At 66.6% G+C, this 17,358-nt stretch carries 19 protein-coding genes; 12 read left to right on the top strand and 7 right to left on the bottom strand.

Annotated features, from left to right (window positions below; all coding sequences use genetic code 11):
- Positions 1 to 37: 37 nt before the first annotated feature.
- The 3 genes from B1756_RS12250 to B1756_RS12240 all read right to left on the bottom strand — a co-directional run bounded on the left by B1756_RS12250 (position 38) and on the right by B1756_RS12240 (position 3,592).
- The gene (locus B1756_RS12250) at positions 38 to 697 is read right to left on the bottom strand and encodes a helix-turn-helix domain-containing protein (RefSeq protein WP_086888799.1); all 660 of its coding nucleotides are present in this window, start codon (positions 695 to 697) and stop codon (positions 38 to 40) included.
- 111 nt (positions 698 to 808) lie between these two features.
- On the bottom strand, positions 809 to 2,680 hold the full coding sequence (locus B1756_RS12245; protein WP_086888798.1) for a molybdopterin biosynthesis protein: 1,872 nt from the start codon (positions 2,678 to 2,680) through the stop codon (positions 809 to 811).
- Between the two features lie 60 nt (positions 2,681 to 2,740).
- Positions 2,741 to 3,592, bottom strand: a complete 852-nt coding sequence (locus B1756_RS12240) for a bacteriorhodopsin (RefSeq protein ID WP_086888797.1) — start codon at positions 3,590 to 3,592, stop codon at positions 2,741 to 2,743.
- A gap of 232 nt (positions 3,593 to 3,824) precedes the next feature.
- Between B1756_RS12240 and B1756_RS12235 the strand changes: the two genes are divergently transcribed.
- From B1756_RS12235 to B1756_RS12220, 4 genes are all read left to right on the top strand, one after another.
- Positions 3,825 to 4,145 (top strand): hypothetical protein, encoded by a 321-nt coding sequence (locus B1756_RS12235; RefSeq protein ID WP_086890170.1) that lies wholly within the window; start codon positions 3,825 to 3,827, stop codon positions 4,143 to 4,145.
- A gap of 46 nt (positions 4,146 to 4,191) precedes the next feature.
- Complete coding sequence (locus tag B1756_RS12230; protein WP_086888796.1) at positions 4,192 to 5,322, top strand: serine hydrolase domain-containing protein; 1,131 nt, start codon at positions 4,192 to 4,194, stop codon at positions 5,320 to 5,322.
- Positions 5,323 to 5,373: 51 nt separating this feature from the next.
- Positions 5,374 to 5,592 carry a hypothetical protein gene (locus tag B1756_RS12225; RefSeq protein WP_086888795.1) on the top strand — a complete coding sequence of 73 codons (219 nt, stop codon included), beginning with the start codon at positions 5,374 to 5,376 and terminating at the stop codon, positions 5,590 to 5,592.
- Positions 5,593 to 5,792: 200 nt separating this feature from the next.
- Positions 5,793 to 6,119 (top strand): DUF5789 family protein, encoded by a 327-nt coding sequence (locus B1756_RS12220; protein ID WP_086888794.1) that lies wholly within the window; start codon positions 5,793 to 5,795, stop codon positions 6,117 to 6,119.
- Positions 6,120 to 6,272: 153 nt separating this feature from the next.
- On the opposite strand, the gene B1756_RS12215 is transcribed toward B1756_RS12220, so the two are convergent.
- The gene (locus B1756_RS12215) at positions 6,273 to 7,592 is read right to left on the bottom strand and encodes a molybdopterin molybdotransferase MoeA (RefSeq protein ID WP_086888793.1); all 1,320 of its coding nucleotides are present in this window, start codon (positions 7,590 to 7,592) and stop codon (positions 6,273 to 6,275) included.
- A 57-nt stretch (positions 7,593 to 7,649) separates the two neighbouring features.
- Between B1756_RS12215 and B1756_RS12210 the strand changes: the two genes are divergently transcribed.
- The 3 genes from B1756_RS12210 to B1756_RS12200 all read left to right on the top strand — a co-directional run bounded on the left by B1756_RS12210 (position 7,650) and on the right by B1756_RS12200 (position 10,967).
- Entirely contained in the window at positions 7,650 to 8,159 is a 510-nt protein-coding gene (locus B1756_RS12210; protein WP_228434356.1) for an Hsp20/alpha crystallin family protein, read from the top strand.
- 63 nt (positions 8,160 to 8,222) lie between these two features.
- Positions 8,223 to 9,836, top strand: a complete 1,614-nt coding sequence (locus B1756_RS12205) for an ABC1 kinase family protein (protein ID WP_228434613.1) — start codon at positions 8,223 to 8,225, stop codon at positions 9,834 to 9,836.
- A gap of 54 nt (positions 9,837 to 9,890) precedes the next feature.
- The gene (locus B1756_RS12200; RefSeq protein WP_086888791.1) at positions 9,891 to 10,967 is read left to right on the top strand and encodes an enolase-like domain-containing protein; all 1,077 of its coding nucleotides are present in this window, start codon (positions 9,891 to 9,893) and stop codon (positions 10,965 to 10,967) included.
- Between the two features lie 118 nt (positions 10,968 to 11,085).
- Here B1756_RS12200 and B1756_RS12195 read toward each other — a convergent pair whose 3' ends face one another.
- The 3 genes from B1756_RS12195 to B1756_RS12185 form a co-directional block, all read right to left on the bottom strand.
- Complete coding sequence (locus tag B1756_RS12195; RefSeq protein WP_086888790.1) at positions 11,086 to 11,472, bottom strand: type II toxin-antitoxin system VapC family toxin; 387 nt, start codon at positions 11,470 to 11,472, stop codon at positions 11,086 to 11,088.
- Positions 11,459 to 11,686 (bottom strand): antitoxin VapB family protein, encoded by a 228-nt coding sequence (locus tag B1756_RS12190; RefSeq protein WP_086888789.1) that lies wholly within the window; start codon positions 11,684 to 11,686, stop codon positions 11,459 to 11,461. Before B1756_RS12190 ends, B1756_RS12195 begins: the two co-directional genes overlap by 14 nt.
- Before the next feature lie 61 nt (positions 11,687 to 11,747).
- Entirely contained in the window at positions 11,748 to 12,305 is a 558-nt protein-coding gene (locus B1756_RS12185; protein WP_086888788.1) for a hypothetical protein, read from the bottom strand.
- Between the two features lie 181 nt (positions 12,306 to 12,486).
- Here B1756_RS12185 and B1756_RS12180 point away from each other — a divergent pair, with 181 nt between their 5' ends.
- From B1756_RS12180 to B1756_RS12155, 5 genes are all read left to right on the top strand, one after another.
- Entirely contained in the window at positions 12,487 to 12,861 is a 375-nt protein-coding gene (locus B1756_RS12180; RefSeq protein ID WP_086888787.1) for a translation initiation factor IF-5A, read from the top strand.
- Entirely contained in the window at positions 12,861 to 13,715 is an 855-nt protein-coding gene (gene speB / locus B1756_RS12175; RefSeq protein ID WP_086888786.1) for an agmatinase, read from the top strand. The genes B1756_RS12180 and speB overlap by 1 nt, the downstream gene beginning before the upstream one ends.
- Before the next feature lie 139 nt (positions 13,716 to 13,854).
- Positions 13,855 to 14,247, top strand: coding sequence for a DUF7344 domain-containing protein (locus tag B1756_RS12170; protein WP_086888785.1), 393 nt, complete (start codon positions 13,855 to 13,857; stop codon positions 14,245 to 14,247).
- 85 nt (positions 14,248 to 14,332) lie between these two features.
- A complete protein-coding gene (locus tag B1756_RS12165; protein ID WP_086888784.1) occupies positions 14,333 to 15,109 on the top strand; it encodes a Nif3-like dinuclear metal center hexameric protein in 777 nt (258 codons plus the stop codon).
- Between the two features lie 606 nt (positions 15,110 to 15,715).
- Entirely contained in the window at positions 15,716 to 17,239 is a 1,524-nt protein-coding gene (locus tag B1756_RS12155) for a hypothetical protein (protein WP_086888782.1), read from the top strand.
- Positions 17,240 to 17,358: the final 119 nt, after the last annotated feature.

The raw sequence follows: 17,358 nt of genomic DNA, 5'->3' as shown, positions 1-17,358 counted from the left end.
GTCGAGCGGCCTGTCAGCCCACGATCAGGTGTCCGGGTCAGCTCGTCGTCGGCGGTTCGCCAGCAGGTTGCAGCTCCTCGTCGACGAGCGTCTCGTAGGCCCGCCGGAAGCGTTCTGAGAGCGCCTGGTGAGAGATGTCCAGTTCGGCGGCCAGTTCCTCCATCGAGATCTGGCGAGGAATCTCGAAGTAGCCGTACTGCAGGGCAGCCTCGAGTGCTTCGCGCTGTTCCGGCGTCAGTCGCGTGTCGGGTTCGGTGGCGTTCGTGACGTCAGTGACCCGGCGCAGGTCGGCGGAGATGTCGCGCTCGAGCAGCCGCTCGTAGGCGTTCGTGAGCGCGTCCCGGTCGGGGAATCGAACGCGGACCTGCCACCAGCCGTCGGTTCCCCAGGCCTCGAGTAACGAGCCGCCGTCGACCAGCAAGGGGTCACAGAGCGTCGTGATCCCGTCGCCGTCGACGAACTCCAGATCGTAGAGGACGCGCGACTGGGTCTCGACGAGCGCTTCGTAGGCCTCGATGGACGAATCGGCGTCGAAGGCGGTCTCGATACGGCTGCGGTCGACGTCGGCGACCCAGAGACAGGGGTTCGTCTTCGACACCGACGACTCGAGTTCGAAGGTGGCGTCGGGAGCGTGGTCGAACGCCGTCGCCAGTGTCGTCTCCGGTGCCGGAAGGCGAAGCTCTGCTATCGTCGACATCAGGCCTGGTACACCGGCATCCGGTATAAATCGCTGTTCAGCGTGGCCTGAGAGTCGGTTCTGGCAACCTGTCCGAACTCGAGACGGTGTGAGTTCGCCCCACGAGCTGGCCTACTCGAGTTCGTCCACGTCCACTCCCGACTCGAGCGCGCGCTTGAGTTCCCGGACGGAGCGCTTTCCGGTCCGGTCTGGATTCGCCAGCACGCGGACCTGCTGTGAGCCCAGCGAGACGAACCCGAGCCCGAGTCGATCCGCGGTGTCGGCCAGTCCGAGGCCGACGTCGGCGTCATCCCGCTGGACGGCCCGGGCCGGGCTCTCGTGGGCCCGCAGGGCGAACTGGTAGCCGTCGATGGCCCCGGCCAGCGTCGTGCGGTCGGAATCCCGCTCGGCCGCGAGCGCCTCGAGTTCGGCCTCGAGACTCGTCCGCAGGCCGGAGTCGGTCGTCCGGGAGACCAGTCGCAGGTCACGATCGACCAGCTCCGCCAGTCCGGTCACGTCGTCGGGGTTGCCCGCCGGGACGACGAGTCCCCACTCGCGCTCCCAGCCGCCGAGGTCGACGGCGTCCACCTCGCGCGCTATCGGGCCCGCGACGACCGCGACGTCCGGGATTCCATCGCGGAGCCGCCGGAGTGCCGGTCGCGAGCCGACCGGAAGGTACCGGGGGTGCTCGAGCCGGTCGAGCACGCGATTGAGTGTCGGATCGTCTTCGCCGACGCCCAGGAGCGTGGGCGGGCGGACGTCCGGCGAGAAGAGCTGGACGGTAACCGGGCTCCCCTCCTCGAGGTAATCGGTTCCGGGCTCGACCTCGACGACGCCGTCAGCGTGAGCGAGGCTCGTGGTCGCACCGCTGCCCTTGTCGACGGGGTAGACGAGCGTCTCGCCGTCACCGTCCGTGACCAGGCCGACGGGCATCAGCCGGAGCCGACCCTCGGCGTACCGTTCCTGCCGGGCCATCCGCCCCGTCACGGTCGCGGTTTCGGGTTCGGGTACGTCAGCGGCCTCACGGATCGCAGGCGCGACGAACGTGCGGAACACCATCATCGCCGAGACCGGGTAGCCGGGGAGGCCGACGTACGCCGACTCTTCCAGTCGACCCACGAGCATCGGCTTGCCGGGTTTGACCGCGACGCCGTGTACGAGGAGGTCGCCCTGCTCTTCGATGACGCGGTAGATGACGTCCACCGCGCTGGCGCTGGTCGATCCGGAAGAGAGCACGAGGTCGCACTCCTCGGCGGCCTGTCGGAGGATTCGTTCCATCTCCGTGGCCTCGTCGCCCGCGTGCGGGTAGAGGACGGCATCGCCACCGGCGTCCTCGACGCCCGCGGCGATCGTGTAGCTGTTGACGTCGTAAATCTGGCCGCGTTCGCTCTCTACGTCCCCACCCGGACGGACGAGTTCGTCACCCGTCGAGACGATGCCGACTTTCGGGCGAGCGCGGACCGGAACCTCGTCGACTCCCAGCGCCGAGAGGAGCCCGATATCTCGTGGCGTGATCCGGGCTCCGGGACCGAGTGCCCGTTCGCCCGCGGCGACGTCCGCACCAGCGAACATCACGTTGTCCCCAGGCGCGACGCTCGTGCGGACCAGCACCTCACCGGCCTCGTCGGCTTCGTCCGTCCGCTCGACGGGGACCATCGCGTCCGCACCCGGCGGCATCACCGCGCCGGTCGAGATTTCGGCCGCCTGTCCGGTCTCGAGGTCGACGTCGGGTTCCTCGCCAGCGTGGACCTCACCCACGACGGTGAGGCGGGCGGGATCGGCCTCGTCGGCCCCGAACGTATCCCGTGCGCGCAGTGCGTAGCCGTCGAGGCTCGCCCGGTCGAACCCGGGGACGTCCAGTTCGGCGTCCAGTCGTTCGGCGAGCACCCGGCCGCGGGCCTCCTCGAGCGGAACCCGTTCGACGCCGGCCTCGAGTGGCAGCGAGTCGATCGCCTCGCGGGCGTCGGCGGGCGAGGCGAGGTCGCGAAATTCCTTGCGGTCCATACCGGGTTATCGGTGGTGGAGCCTAAAAACGTCGGCCGAATTCGATGCCAGGATTCGCGATCAGTCGTCCGCCGGAGCGAAGCCCGGGAGACTCGCGCCGTAGTCTGCGCCAGCGGTAACCTCCGAGGGCTCGTTGGCGAGCCACAGCATGATCAGCAGGGTGACGACGTACTTGCTGATGATGTCGAGGAAGCTGTAGCCCCAGGACGTGATCGCCACGTCGAGCAAGGCGAATCCCTCGACGCCCAGCGCCCACAGGATCGGGTAGCCGAACCACGAAACGACCGTCAGGATCTTCAGGGTGTTGAACAGGCCGATGGTGCCCGCGTTCTTCGCGTCGGCCGTCCACTCGACGAGGATGATGTAGACGATGACGAGGAAGAATAGCGAGCTAATGACGAACCACCACCAGCGCATCAGGTAGCTCGAGGTGGTGAACGCGGCTGCGAGGCCCGTGACACACATCGCGATGGTGAACGCGACCGAGGTCAGGATCTTCGTCAGGTTCGAGCCGGCGATCATCCCGAGAGCGATCAGGATAAACGGCGTCGAGAAGGTCCAGGTGAGGTACCGTCCCCACATCGCGAGTACCTCCTCTCCGGCCATCGCGTGGCCGGCAGGCATCTCGAGGAAACTCAGCGTGAGCCCGGATGCGAGCCCCGTATAACTCGAGATCGAGACGACGGAGATCAGCATCACCGACACCGCGATGAGCTTCGTCCGCGGATCGGTGAGATGACGCCCGAGGTAGACGATCAGGAGGATCGTCAGTCCTGCGAGCGCGATGTTCGCGACGAACGACGCCGAGAGGAGCGGGTCGCTGTGAACGAACTCGAAGAGTTCCGCCTGGGACGCCTCGAGCGGCGTCGTGACCTGTGGGAGTACTGCCGTACCGGCTGGAGCTACGTGCATGTCAGTCGTATACGAGCAATAGGGCGAAAACGAGCGCACCTAACGTGTATGGCCGGTGCGCCCATCGCACGTGATTCGGCGTGAGATTCCCCGCGGAGATTGGTCGGTCGGTCGATCCTCACGCCTCGAGACGCGCTTTCTGTGTGGGCCCACGGTGGTCGACGACCGGCCAGCCCTCGCTGACGACGAGGGAATAGCTGTCTTTTTCACGCTCGAGGCTATCTTGCGTGATATGGCCACTCACGGAACGCACGGAACACAACCAGGTGCGTCCCTGCCGACGGCCCTCCCGGTGGAGCTCCCGGCGCTGACCCGGTTGAGCTGGGAGCTGGGGTCGCGAATCGTTTCGGACGAAGAGACGATACACCTCGAGGAGTGGGAGCGAACCGGTAGCACCTGGGCGCTCTCGATCTTCCGGGTGACGGACAACACCGTCGTGTTACGCGTTCGCACCCCCGTCGGCCGCCAGCGATTCTACGGCGCGGCACAGCTCGACCTCGAGGAGGCTCTCCCGCGACTCGAGGCGGCACCGGACTGGAACCGCCTCGAGTGACTGCCGAGGGGAACGATTACGGTGATCCCGCTGGTTGGGTCGTGGTATGACAGGACTCACCACGTCCGGTCGTGACCGGATCGCCGCACTGTTCGACCGCCAGCTCGAGCTCGGGCTCCACCACGGGGCACAACTGGCCGTGTTCGTCGACGGGGAACTCGAACTCGACCTCGCCGGCGGCGTCACCGGACCCGACGGAACGGAGACGACGAGCGAGCAGCGCCACGTCCTGTTTTCCTGTACGAAACCCTACGCGGCCATCACGCTCCACACGCTGGTCGACGAGGGCGAACTCGCTTACGACGACCGCGTGGTCGACCACTGGCCGGAGTTCGCCGACGCGGGGACCGAGAAGGCCGAGATCACCGTCCGGCAGGTTCTGAGCCACACTGCGGGGCTGACCCAGGGCGAGATCGACGAACGACCGGACCTGTGGAGCGACTGGGACGCCTGCGTCGAGGCGCTCGAGGAGATGGACCCCGTCTTCTCGCCGGGCGAGGTACCGGCGTATCACCCGCTGACCTTCGGCTGGCTGGTGGGCGAACTCGTCCGCCGCGTCTCTGGGACCCCGATCGAGGAGGCCGTAGCCGAGCGCGTCTTCGACCCGCTGGGGATGGACGACACCGGCATCGGCCTCCGGGAGGACGAACCGGACGACGTCGCCACGCTCGTCGCCTTCGAGCCGTTCGACCGCTGTCGCGACCCCGGCGAAGGACTCGGCGACCACACCGAGGTCGCCGCGCCGTTCAACACCGAGGCGGTCCACCGGTCGGTGATCCCCGCCGCCACCGGCATCGGAACCGCCCGGGACATGGCCCGCTTCTACGGCTGTCTGGCAAACGGCGGCGAACTCGAGGGCACACGCATCCTCTCGGAGTCGACGCTCGAGGAGGCGACGGCGCTCGAGGCCAAGACGGACGCAGACGGCACCCTCGGCCGACCGGGACGGTTCGCGCTCGGGTTCTGGAAGGGTGGGACGACGGCAGACCCCTACGGCTCGCTGACCCCCGAACACGTCTACGGCCACGCGGGCCTGGGCAGCAGCGTCGGGTGGGCCGACCCCGAACTGAACGTCGGCTTCTCGTACGTCACGAACGGCGTTCGTGAGGGGTCCTACGAGCACGTCGCCCGCGTCCGCTCGCTGGCCGACGCCGTTCGGACGGCGTTGCTGCAGTGACCCGAGGTGAGTATCCAGTAGCTTGACGAGTCGCGAGGGTGTACACCGACCATGAGCAGATACAGCCGTCTCCTCGCCGTCGTGGCCGTCCTCGCCTGGACCGCCGCGGCCGCGGCACACCTGATCGCGACGCTCGCACCCTCTGCGTCGGATCGCATCGAGTGGGGCGAGCGCCGGAACCTGTTTGCTCTCTGTGGGAGCCTGTCGACGAACGCGCTCGTGCTCGTGACCGGCTATCGGTACCTCTCGAGGCGACTGTCCGGCAAGTGATGCGGATTGCTGTAACGATGTACCGAGGTAACCGCCGCCCGGGTGGCGGTTACCCCGGAAATGACGTACAGGAAACCGTATGAGAGCGGTCGGTGGCGAGATCGGTGCGGGACAGGAAATCGGCGGACTGCAGCCGGGTCGCCGGCCAGCGACTGGCGAAGACGTTTGTGAACGGATAGCGTAGGACCGTCGGATCGACGATGACGAACGTCAACACTTTGCCGCGTCGAGAACTGGGCGTCGAGTTCGGCGACCTCGCCGCACAGATCGAGGAGCACTCCTACCCACTGACGAGCGAGGAACTCGTCGCCGAATTCGGCGAACACGTCCTCGAACTCCCGAACGGAACGGAATCGGTGCGGGAAATACTCGAGTCGGTCGGAGCGGAGACGTACGAATCACCTACCGAAGCCCAGCAGGCGCTGTTCAACATGGTCGACAGCCGCGCGATCGGACGAAAGTACTACTCGGATCGTACGCCGCCAGCGCTGGGCGAGAGCCGGAACCACCAGTCGTTGTCGTTCTGAGTCTCGAGTCGAGTGAACGCCGTCGCACTCGGCGTCTTCCTCGGGTGTACAGCCCTCGGCACGATCCAGTTCCTGCGGATCGCGACAGGTGGCGACCAGCCCTGAGACTCGACGGGCACGGAGCCAATGCTCACCGATCGACACCGGCCTTCGTCAGGACGAATCCTCCCAGAGCTCGACCGTGACCGTTTCTCCTTCGGGAATCCCCTCTCGAGCGTCGTCGACGACGACCCAGCCGTCGGCCAGCGCGACGCTCGAGAGGACGCCGGAGCCGCTCGCCCGCGTCGGGATCGCACGGTAGCCCGGTTCGGCTTCGCCGTCCGCGTCACTCGCGTCACCGTCCGACTCGTCGCGACGCTCGAGCTGGACCCGTGCGAACGTCCGCGTGCCGGGTTCGCTCGGAATCTTCCGGTCCAGCACCGCCCGCCTGGTCGGGTGCGGGTCGGGGGTGGTGCCCTCGAGCCACCGGAGGACGGGACGGAGGAACTGGACGGCGTTGACGATGCAGGCGACGGGATAGCCCGGCAGCGCGAGCACGGGGGTGTCCTCGACGATGCCGAGACAGACCGGGTGGCCGGGCTTGAGACCGACGCCGTGGACGAGCACCTCGCCGAGGTCGTCGATCACCTCGGGGAGGAGGTCACGTTCGCCGACCGAGGAACCACCGGTGGTGACGACGACGTCCTTCGTGAGATCCCGCTGAATGGCCGCACGGAGGGCGTCCGGATCGTCGGTGACCACGTTGCGGTAGGTCGCTCGGCCACCCCAGCGTTCGACCAGCCGTGAGACCGTCAGTCCGTTGGTCTCGATCACCTCTCCCGGTCCCGGGTCGGTGGCGACGAGTTCCTCGCCCGTCGGAACGACGCCGACCGCCGGCCGGGTCGCGACCTCGACCCGGGCGTAGCCCGCCGAGCGGAGGAGTCCCAGATCGGATGGACGGAGCCGGTGGCCGGCCTCGTACAGCGACTGGCCCTCGGAGACGTCCTCGCCGACCGGCGCGACGTTTTCTCCTTCCGCGACGGCGTCTTCGACCTCGAGTTCGCCGGTCGCCTCGAGTTCGGTGACGTGTTCGATCATAACGACGGCGTCGGCACCCTCAGGCAGGGCGCTTCCGGTGTGGACCCGGCCGGCCGTCCCCGGCCCGACGGTGGCCTCGGTACCGATTCCGTCGGCGATCCGAACGACCTCTGGTGAGCGTTCGCTCGCGCCGAAGGTGTCCGCGGCCCGGACGGCGTAGCCGTCCATCGCCGCTCGTTCGTAGTGTGGGACGTTCCGTGCCGACTCGATCCCGCCGGCGAGGACGCGCCCGTCGGCGCGCTCGACGTCGATCGTCTCGGTTCCCGTCGCCGGTCCGTCGGCCACCGGCCGCTCGAGGCGTTCCTCGAGGGCGTCCCGGAGCGTCTGGCGCGCCTCGTCGACCGGCGTCCGCACCCTGAACCCGGCCTCGGTTCGTTCGCGATCGGCTCCTTTCATACCCGGACCCGGGTTGCGCGAGGCAAAAAACGTGCGGGACTCCCCGTGTCTCGAGCGATGACCGCGACCGCGGCCTTTTTCGTCACGGCGTTCGAACCAGAACCCGTATCAATGGGTGCCCTTCGCGACGCAGTCGCCGATCTCGCCGACGACGTCTTCTTCGACCTCCTCGAGAGCGAGTCGGCGTACCTGTACGTGGTGGACCTTCCCGGCGTAACCGACGACTCGGTCACGGTCGAGGCGACTGCCGACCGACTGGTGATCGACGCCAGCCGGGAGAAACCCGACGCGGGGGAGTACAGTTACGTCGAAGAGCACCGGCCGACGCTCGTCGACGTCGACCTCCCACTGCCCGACGACGCAAGCGCCGACGGCCTCGAGGTGACGGTCGATCGCGGCATCCTCGAGGTGGTCGTCCCCCGTGAGCCCGAGCGGTACGAGACGACGATCGACGTCGCCGAGGGACGGGGTCGTCGGGCCGCCACGGACGACGATGCTGGCGGCGATTCGACCACCGATCCCGACGATCCAACCGACCCAGACACCACCGACGCCGAACCGAGGTGACCGAGGCTGGCCTCCCTGCGCGCGTACAGACGGTTCGTCGTCGTCGCGTGGCACTTTCTTCCGATCTTTCTCGCCTACGCCCGCGACCGGCGACGATTCCTCCTCTTCGGCTCCAGGCGGCGCGTCGACCCGGCTACCCAGCGCGAGCGGGCAGAGGTTCTCCTCGAGTCGCTGCTGACTCTCGGGCCCACGTTCATCAAACTCGGCCAGCTACTTTCGACGCGGCCAGACATTCTGCCGCCAGCGTACATCGACGTCCTCTCGGCCCTGCAAGACGAGGTGCCGCCAGCGCCGTGGCCGGAGGCCCGCGAGGTGCTCGAGGACGAACTCGGCCCCGTCGAGGAGGCGTTCGACGAGTTCGACACCGAAGCGATCAGCGGCGCGAGTCTCGGGCAGGTCTACCGGGCACAACTCGAGGGCGAGCCGGTCGCGGTGAAGGTTCGCCGGCCGAACGTCGAGTCACTCGTCGAGACGGACCTGCGAGTCATCCGCTGGTCGTTGCCGATCCTGCTGTACTTCGTCGACGACTCGCGGGCGTTCTCCCTCGAGAACCTCGCCGACGAGTTCGCGAAGACGATCCGTGAGGAGATGGACTACGAACGCGAGGCCGCGATGCTCACCGAGATCAGGTCGAACTTCGCCGGCGACGAGCGGTTCGTCGTCCCCGACGTCCACGAGGAGTACTCGAACCGGCGGGTGCTGACGATGGAGTACGTCGGCGGCACGAAGATCACCGACGTCGAGACGCTCGAGCGAAAGGGCATCGACCGGACACAGCTCGCGGAACACCTGGAGCGGGCCTACCTGCAGATGATCATCGACGACGGTGTGTTCCACGCCGACCCACACCCGGGGAATCTCGCGGTGACCGACGACGGGCGAATCGTCTTCTACGATTTCGGAATGTCCGGCCGGGTCGACGAGTTCGTCCAGGGGAAGATCGTCGACTTCTACGTCGCGGTCGCGAACCAGGACATCGACGCCATCCTCGATGCGCTGATCGAGATCGGAACCCTGAGCCCGGAGGCCGACCGGGGGACGATGGCCGACGTGATGGAACTGGCCATCCAGAACGCCCGCGGCGAGGACGTCGAACAGTACCGGGTCCAGCAGATCGTCGGCCAGATCGAAGACTCGATCTACGAGTTCCCGTTCCGACTTCCGAAGAACCTCGCGCTCGTCCTGCGGGTCGCGACCGTCGTCGAGGGCGTCTGTGTCACGTTAGATCCCGAGTTCGACTTCATCTCGACGGCGACGGCCTACCTCACCGAACAGGGCTACCGCGAGGAGTCGATCCGGCAGTACGCCGCCGAGACGGGCGACCAGTTGCGTCGAACCGGCGAATCGCTCACCCGACTCGCGCCCAAGACCGAGCGAGCGCTCGACCGTCTCGAGCGCGACGACCTCTACGTCAGGATCGGCGTCGAGGACCCCGAAGGCGTCTTCGGTAACCTCGCCAAACGGCTGATCTACGGCATGTTGCTCACCATGTCGCTGTTCTCGATGGGCGTCCTCTACGCACTCGAGGCACCGGAGGCGTCGGTCGTCGCGGCCGTCTTTTCGGTGATCGTGACGATCCAGCTCTACCGGACGTTCCGCAAACGACGGAAGACCCGGGTCAGGCCCCAGATCGGCCGTCAGCGACTCCGGCAGCAGCAACGAGAAGAAGAGCAGTGACACGTGTCGGAATCCCCCCACCAGCGTCTTGATCCTCCCCCGAGAGGAGTGGGTATGAACGTCGATCGGCTTCCCGAGCTCGAACTGACGGTGACCGACCTCGAGACGACCCGGCGCGAACGCGAGACCTCGAGCGACTTTACCCGGGTGACGACCGAAATCACGCTCGTCGGCCCCGGAGACGACGGGACGAGACGAGCGGGGCGCGGCGAGGACGTCATCTACGACGTCGAACCCCACGACGCGCTGGCCGAGCGCGGGCTTCCCGACCTCTCGGGTGAGTACACGCTCTCGTCGTTCGCCGATCGGCTCGAGACGCTGGAGCTCTTTCCAGACGGTGTGCCAGACCGCGACGCGTTCACCCACTACCGACGCTGGGCGCTCGAGGCGGCCGCTCTCGACCTCGCGCTCCGGCAGGCCGAGACCAGCCTTCCGGCGCTGCTCGAGCGCGACGCGGAGCCCGTTCGGTTCGTCACCAGTACGCGACTCGGGGAACCGCCGACGACCGACCGACTCGAGCAACTTCGTAGCCGCGTTCCCGGCGTCGAGTTCAAGCTCGATCCGACGCTCGAGTGGGACGACGAGGTCGTCACGTCGATCCGTGAGACAGTCGGCGCAGAGTCGGTCCGGATTCTCGACCTGAAAGGCCAGTACGAGGGAACCGACGTCGACGTTCCCGCCGACCCGGACCTCTACGAGCGCGTCATCGAGGCGTTCCCGAGCGCGATCATCGAAGATCCCGCCCTGACGCCCGAGACGGAGCCGCTGTTCGACGATCCGGCAGTGCGGTCGCGCGTCTCGTGGGACGCGCCGATCCACGGGCTCGCAGACGTCGAGGCCCTCCCGTGGGAGCCGGACTGGCTGAACATCAAACCCTCCCGCTTTGGCTCGCTCGAGTCACTGCTCGAGACGCTCGACTACTGCGAGGAGCACGAGATTCGCCTGTACGGCGGCGGCCAGTTCGAACTCGGCGTCGGCCGCGGCCAGCTTCAGGTGCTCGCCGCGCTGTGTTACCCCGACGGACCGAACGACATCGCCCCGCAAGCGTACAACGACCCCGAGGTCGGCGATGGATTGCCGGCGAGCCCGCTCGAGCCCCCTGCGGAGACGGTCGGGTTTCGGTGGGAGTAAACACGACGGAACGTCGAATCCAGCGAACCGACAACTCATACGGTTTACTGTAAGTCGTTGCCGACGCAACCGCCGCACGGGTCGCGGTTGCGTCGGTAAACCGTTACAGTAATTCGTATCAGTCGATGTGCGTGACCTCGAGCCCGTCGACCCGTTCGAAGTGGCGATCCCTCGTTACTAACGTTCCGCCGGCCGCTCTGACGGTGCCTGCGATGAGCGTATCGAGAGAACCGATGGGAGTTCCCTCGCGGTGTAGCTCGTTATCGATTACCGCCGCTTCTGCGGCAGCGTCGACCGTAAGATCGATCGGCTCGATCCAGTCGAGATCTGCCCGAACCCGTTCGAGTCCCTCGGAACCCCGCGTTCTCACTGCACCGACGAACGTCTCCTGAAGTGAGATCGTCGGTGCGAAGAGCGGTTCAGATTCGTGTGCGCGAACGTAGGCTCCAACCTCGTCAATCCCGTGCAGGTAATCGACGATGACGCTGGTATCAAGACAGTTCATCGATCCGTTCTGCGGCATCGGTCTCGAACCCGTCCCGATACGACGCAACTTCCTCGCGAAGACCCGAGTCCGCCCACGAACCGAACCCCTTCATTTTGTCACGCTCAGCCCCAGTGAGACGCTGCACGACATCGCTGAAGCTCTCGTCATCCTCTTTTAGCGCTTTCAGGCTTTCGTAGGCCTCCTCTGTCAAACTGATCGTCGTCGTCGCCATACCTAATGCATGGTACGTGCATGGAGAGTATAACAGTTGGGGGATTTTGACCTCAGGAATATCAGCAGGGCACCCACAACACAGCCGTGGAATCCTCGTCGAGACTACGCCGTTTCAGGTCTCGATGCAGATCGAACGCGCGATACTCGCCCTCGTCGACCACCCGGTCGGCCAGCGCGGGCGGAACGTCGATCCGCCGGCACTCCCCACCGACGAGGAGGCCACCGGGGCCGACCCCGAACTCGAGTTCGTAGCGCTGAACTGAAATCGCGCGCTCGCGGCACGCGGGATGGACCGCTCGGAGAACGTCGGCGACGTACTCGCAGGCCAGTTCCGTCCCCGGCGTGTCGGCCGTCTCGAGGTCGACGCGGACGACGGGAACGACGGCTGGCTCTTCGTTGCGGGCCTCGTCGACGCGTCTGATCGTCCGCACGCGCGGTGGCCGCTCGAGGTGGGAGGCGATCCCCGTCCGGATCTCGGCTGCGAGACGGGACTCGAGGTCGGCAGCGAGTGCACGCTGGGCCCGCGTCTGCAGGCGGCGGTAGCCGACCAGTGCGGTGGCTCCGACGAGGACGGCGAACACGACCGCGAGCGTCGAGGCGTCGACCGCGTCGAGCATCGATGTCGCTCGAGCGTTGCGCTGCCAGCGCCGTGGTCGTTTCGGCGGAGGGATGCGGTCCACGAACTGCCGAGACTGAAAACAGAGGCCCCGGGGATCGACCGCGTTAGCCGCGCCACGGCGGGCTCAGGTGAGCGGCGATTCCAAACGGTTTATGGCCGTCGGTTGATTATCCCGCCGCATGGCGAAACAGCAGCAAGAAGTTCGCGACCTCCAGGAAGGCAGCTACGTGATGATCGACGACGCGGCGTGTAAGATCGACTCCTACTCGACCGCAAAGCCCGGAAAACACGGCAGCGCGAAGGCCCGCATCGACGCTCGCGGCGTCTTCGACGGCAAGAAGCGCTCGCTCTCCCAGCCCGTCGACGCGAAGATCTGGGTTCCGATCATCGAGCGCAAACAGGGCCAGGTCGTCTCCGTCGACGGCGACGACATGCAGGTGATGGACCTCGAGACCTACGAGACCATGACGATGCGCGTTCCCGAGGACGAGGACGTCTCCCCCGACGACGAGATCGAATTCCTCGAGATGGACGACCAGCGCAAGATCGTCTGATGTTTCCCGGGGCGACCGACTACCAGCGGACCGAGTCCAACGCGGCCGAGTCGGCCGATACCGACGCCGAGGACGCGAACTTCGTTGTCGTCGGTGCGCCCCTGGACGTATCGACGACCTTTCAGCCGGGGACCAGGTTCGGCCCCCGGCGCATTCGGACCTTTGCGGAGCCGTTCGACGACTACGACCGTCGAACCGACCAGCACTTTTCGGACCTCGGCGTCGCCGACCACGGCGACGTCCGTGCCTGGGACGACGTCGAGGAGTACCTCGAGTGGCTCGAGGGCACGCTCCGCGACGTAGTCTGGGACGACGCCGTCCCCCTGACACTCGGCGGCGAACATACCGTCTCACTCGCGGGCGTCCGCGCCGTTTCCCCCGAGGTGTTCGTCTGCCTCGACGCACACCTCGACCTCTACGACGCCTACGACGGCAACGAGTTCTCACACGCCTCGGTGACGCGTCGCATTCTCGAGGTCGAGTCGGTCGAGGAGGTGATCCTCCTCGGAATCCGGACGGGAAGCAAAGCCGAGTGGGAACGCGCCGAGGAAGACGACGTGACCGTCGTCGCACCCGAAGACGTCGCCGACTGGTCGGTCGGGGACGCCCTCGAGGACCGCGAGGCCTACCTGAGCGTCGACGTCGACGCTGCCGACCCCGGCTACGCACCGGGAACGGGAACGACGGAACCGTTCGGCCTCGAACCACGCGAACTGCGCGACGTGGTCCGCGAAGTGGCCCCGGACGCGAGTGGGTTCGACGTCGTCGAGGTGAACGATCGCGACGACGGGCAGGCCGCGGCGCTGGCCGGGAAACTCCTCCGTGAGTTCGTCTTCTCGGCGGCCGCGGAGTGACGTATCGAGGCCACCCCGCCAGGTATCGTTCGAGGACCCCACAGGTGGCCACCGGTCGAGGACGACCGCTCGTCCGTCGCTGGCATACCCAACCAGTTTGGGGCAAGTGTTGGGGGGCTAGCATCCGCCACTCCGTCCGGTGGTCTCGAGCAACCCGGATCCGCTTTCTCGTGACGCGGCGTACGCGATCTGTGCCAACCCCTGTCGCCGCCGGCTTCTCGAACAGTTGACTCCGGGCGAACGACGCACCGTCGGGAGCCTCGCTCGTGACCTTGCACGAACAGCCGCCGACTCGAGCGACGGTTCTGGCGTCGCCGTAGACGAGTACCACCTCGAGAGCCAGCTAGTCCACAACCACCTGCCATTTCTCCACGATCACGACGTGATCGACTACCGTCCCGCGGAGAACGTTATCGTCGTTCCCGAGGAGGTAGGAGACCGTTTTCCGTCGGTTCTCGCGGCGCGACTGAACCTGAACACAGGCAGTGGTGACGGTCACAGTCGGGGCGACGGTCCGCCCTCGAGTTCCTGAGGACTGTTCCGTCAGCGCTGTCGCCAGACGGCGGGACCAGTCACGAACCACAAACGTCCAGTCCCCGGGGCCCCTCTCTCGGACTATGCCACAGCTGTCGACGCTCGTCGACCGGCTCGACGAGGAACTGCGGACGGCCGACTTCGCCGACCTCGACGCGAGCGCGAACGGGTTGCAGGTCGGCCCCGAGGAAACGACCGTCGATCACGTCGCGTTCGCCGTCGACGGCGTCGCGGAGACCTTCGACCGGGCGACCGAGGCCGGCGCGGACCTGCTCGTCGTCCACCACGGTATCTCCTGGGGTGGATTCGACCGGGTCACCGGTCGCACCTACGACCACCTCTCGCGGCTGCTCGAGAACGACCTCGCACTGTACGTCTCGCACCTGCCACTGGACGCCCACCCCGATCTCGGCAACGCTGCCGGCGTCGCCGACGTGCTCGAGCTCGAGGGTCGCGAGCCGTTTGGCGAACTCGGGCCCGAACACATCGGCCAGCGCGGGAGCGCGCCCACCGCGTACGCACCCGACGAACTCCGCGACCGACTCGTCGACTCGCTCGAGACGGGCGAAGGAGACGTTCGACTCCTCCCGTTTGGACCCGACGAGATCGAGGAGGTCGCGATCGTCACCGGCAGCGGCACCGACTGGCTCGAGGAAGCCGTCGACGTCGGTGCCGACGCGCTGGTGACCGGCGAGGGCAAACACCCGGTCTACCACGAGGCGAAGGAAGCTGGCGTCAGCGTCGTCCTGGCCGGCCACTACGCCACCGAGACGTTCGGCGTTCGCTCGCTCCAGTCGCGACTCGAGACGTGGCACCCCGACCTCGAGACGACCTACCTCGAGTCGCCGACCGGGCTGTGAGGCCGTCCGGACGGTTGCAGGTATCCGTTTCCGACTCGGCCCCGGTAGCTGGTACCTTCGACCGCCGACGAACCGGTCAGGCACGGATCCGACTCGAGTAGGGCCGGACTGTCTCGCGGGCCAGTGAGTGAACCAGCGCGTACCATCCCCGTGGTGACCGGGGTAGTGACGTCGTACGGGACGCTCGAGTCCAGTACGGAGGCACTTCTCCGGGTGACGCCGGTGGACGGACACCACGAGACGGTGTGGAGTCGAGTGACGACGCCGTCGGTGGGGAAGAGCCACTCGAGGGGGCCGCCAGCCCTCGATCGACCCCGATAGCAGTCCGGCACAGTTCGACGTGTACCTCTTCACCGCAGGTTTTCGTGCGCGTCGTCGCGGGCGACCGAATCGGATCGGCGATAGCCGCCGCTTTCTCCGCGTTGTGAGCGGAATACAGCCGTTTGTCCCGGTCAGGAACTGTGACAGTTGGAATCTGCGAATGGTCTCGGCGTTAGAATTGTCATTCTATCGGGTAGTTCCTCGATTACAAAACGTCGGTACGGTGCAGCAGGGGATACTCGCTGGTCTGGCGGCGTCGCCGCCAGAGGCGGGACGACCGACACCATGTCAGACGAACATCGAATCTCCAGGCGAACGAGCCTCAAAGGTATCGCAACGTCCGGGGCGCTCTTCGGCGGTATCGCCCTCGGCGCGACCGGTGCGAGTGCCGGCAAGAAACACGACAAAGGCGGCAAGAAGGACGACGGAAAGAAAAACGGTGCCGACGGCGTCGGCGAGATCCACGGCGTCCAGGCGATCGACTTCTGGGAGTGCTACTCGATGGCCGTCCACTTCGATCCCGGCTACGTCGCGCCGGAGGCCGATGGCTTCGTCGAGGTTGGGATCACGAAGAAAGACAGCCACTCCCTCGAGATCCCCGTCAGCGCGACCAACGACGTCATGCTCATCCCGACCGCAGACGGGACCGACACTGCCATCGCGCTTCCGATCGGGAACTTCAACCCGACCGACGGCTACGTCGACGTCGTCGTTCAGGACAGAGATAGCCTCGTCCAGACCCCACAGGTCGTGCGCGTGCCGCTGCAGAAGACGACCGAGGACTCGATCGTGGTCCCGACCGACGGGAAACACGATGGGGCCTACAAGATCCCGCTGGTCAACGGCGGCCACCTGCTCATCCCGGTTGCACATTCGGGTGCCCACAGCGTCACGATCCCGGTCGACGACGGCGTTGCACACTTCCCCGTCGTCGGTGGCGACGCAGACGGCGCCGTCGCTTCGGCTCCCGTCGTCAGGGAACGCGGCGGCTACCTCAAGTCCGTCCGCGTCAGAATGTACAACGCCCGCACGGAACGGATCGAGAACATCTACCGAACGATCACGGTCGACGACCTCCTGACGTCGACGCTCCACGGCTACGACGACGTCCAGGACGTCTACGCGTGGACGTTCAACCCGTACCAGTTCTACGACCGGCCGATCACCGCCGGCGACAAGGTCATCTCCGTCACGATCGACGGCACGACCATCCAGAACCCCAACGAGTGCGCAGCGCCGTACCAGCGCACCTTCGAGTGGGACGGGACGATCGACCTCGAGAACATCTCGCTGTCGCCGGTCTGCGTCGACAGCGAGCGCGGGATGGCCCGGTTCCGGGTGAACAACACGAACCCGAAGCCCGTCGAGGTCGTTTCCCAGGTCGAAGACGGCGAGTTCGACGACGCGCGTACGATCAACGTCGAAGCCAGGAGCGCGACCTACATCGAGGTCATGGCGCCGGAAGGCGAGGCGACGGTCAGCATCTGGGCCGACGGCAAGCAACTCGATATCAGGGAGAGCGGGGGCGGAGAGTGCATCCCGCGCACCCAGATCGGTTTCTCCTTCGAGTGTTACGACGCCACGGAGGGCATGGCCGAGTTCTACGTCCACAACGGCACCGACGACGACCTGACGTTCGTCTACTACGTCGCCGAGACGGGACAGACAGGGCTCGTCACCGTGCCCGACTCCCTCGCGAGCGCGGAGACGTTCCGGGTCCCCGCTCCCGACGGTGAGGCGACGGTCGGCCTCTTCTACGAGGGCGAGTCCGTCGGCGCTGCCGCGAGCGACCCGTCACGGAGCTGCTGATCGACTCGCAGCCGTCTCTCGCCTCGAGTCGCCTGCCAGTCGGCTCGAGATCGCTTCCGTGTCCTGAGACGGGGTGGGAATAGCCCGTCGCTGCCGTCGATTCCGACTCCCACGTCGCG

Origin of the sequence: Natrarchaeobaculum aegyptiacum, from assembly GCF_002156705.1 — an archaeon.
GTDB classification, from domain to species: Archaea; Halobacteriota; Halobacteria; order Halobacteriales; family Natrialbaceae; genus Natrarchaeobaculum; species Natrarchaeobaculum aegyptiacum.
This window is presented reverse-complemented; position numbering and strand designations above follow the sequence as displayed.

What these genes read in the sequence shown, in the direction of transcription:
- B1756_RS12250 (WP_086888799.1), bottom strand. Translation starts at nt 697, where the DNA reads ATGTCGACGATAGCAGAGCTTCGCCTTCCGGCACCGGAGACGACACTG.
- B1756_RS12245 (WP_086888798.1), bottom strand. Translation starts at nt 2,680, where the DNA reads ATGGACCGCAAGGAATTTCGCGACCTCGCCTCGCCCGCCGACGCCCGC.
- B1756_RS12240 (WP_086888797.1), bottom strand. Translation starts at nt 3,592, where the DNA reads ATGCACGTAGCTCCAGCCGGTACGGCAGTACTCCCACAGGTCACGACG.
- B1756_RS12235 (WP_086890170.1), top strand. Translation starts at nt 3,825, where the DNA reads ATGGCCACTCACGGAACGCACGGAACACAACCAGGTGCGTCCCTGCCG.
- B1756_RS12230 (WP_086888796.1), top strand. Translation starts at nt 4,192, where the DNA reads ATGACAGGACTCACCACGTCCGGTCGTGACCGGATCGCCGCACTGTTC.
- B1756_RS12225 (WP_086888795.1), top strand. Translation starts at nt 5,374, where the DNA reads ATGAGCAGATACAGCCGTCTCCTCGCCGTCGTGGCCGTCCTCGCCTGG.
- B1756_RS12220 (WP_086888794.1), top strand. Translation starts at nt 5,793, where the DNA reads ATGACGAACGTCAACACTTTGCCGCGTCGAGAACTGGGCGTCGAGTTC.
- B1756_RS12215 (WP_086888793.1), bottom strand. Translation starts at nt 7,592, where the DNA reads ATGAAAGGAGCCGATCGCGAACGAACCGAGGCCGGGTTCAGGGTGCGG.
- B1756_RS12210 (WP_228434356.1), top strand. Translation starts at nt 7,650, where the DNA reads ATGACCGCGACCGCGGCCTTTTTCGTCACGGCGTTCGAACCAGAACCC.
- B1756_RS12200 (WP_086888791.1), top strand. Translation starts at nt 9,891, where the DNA reads ATGAACGTCGATCGGCTTCCCGAGCTCGAACTGACGGTGACCGACCTC.
- B1756_RS12195 (WP_086888790.1), bottom strand. Translation starts at nt 11,472, where the DNA reads ATGAACTGTCTTGATACCAGCGTCATCGTCGATTACCTGCACGGGATT.
- B1756_RS12190 (WP_086888789.1), bottom strand. Translation starts at nt 11,686, where the DNA reads ATGGCGACGACGACGATCAGTTTGACAGAGGAGGCCTACGAAAGCCTG.
- B1756_RS12185 (WP_086888788.1), bottom strand. Translation starts at nt 12,305, where the DNA reads ATGCTCGACGCGGTCGACGCCTCGACGCTCGCGGTCGTGTTCGCCGTC.
- B1756_RS12180 (WP_086888787.1), top strand. Translation starts at nt 12,487, where the DNA reads ATGGCGAAACAGCAGCAAGAAGTTCGCGACCTCCAGGAAGGCAGCTAC.
- speB (WP_086888786.1), top strand. Translation starts at nt 12,861, where the DNA reads ATGTTTCCCGGGGCGACCGACTACCAGCGGACCGAGTCCAACGCGGCC.
- B1756_RS12165 (WP_086888784.1), top strand. Translation starts at nt 14,333, where the DNA reads ATGCCACAGCTGTCGACGCTCGTCGACCGGCTCGACGAGGAACTGCGG.
- B1756_RS12155 (WP_086888782.1), top strand. Translation starts at nt 15,716, where the DNA reads ATGTCAGACGAACATCGAATCTCCAGGCGAACGAGCCTCAAAGGTATC.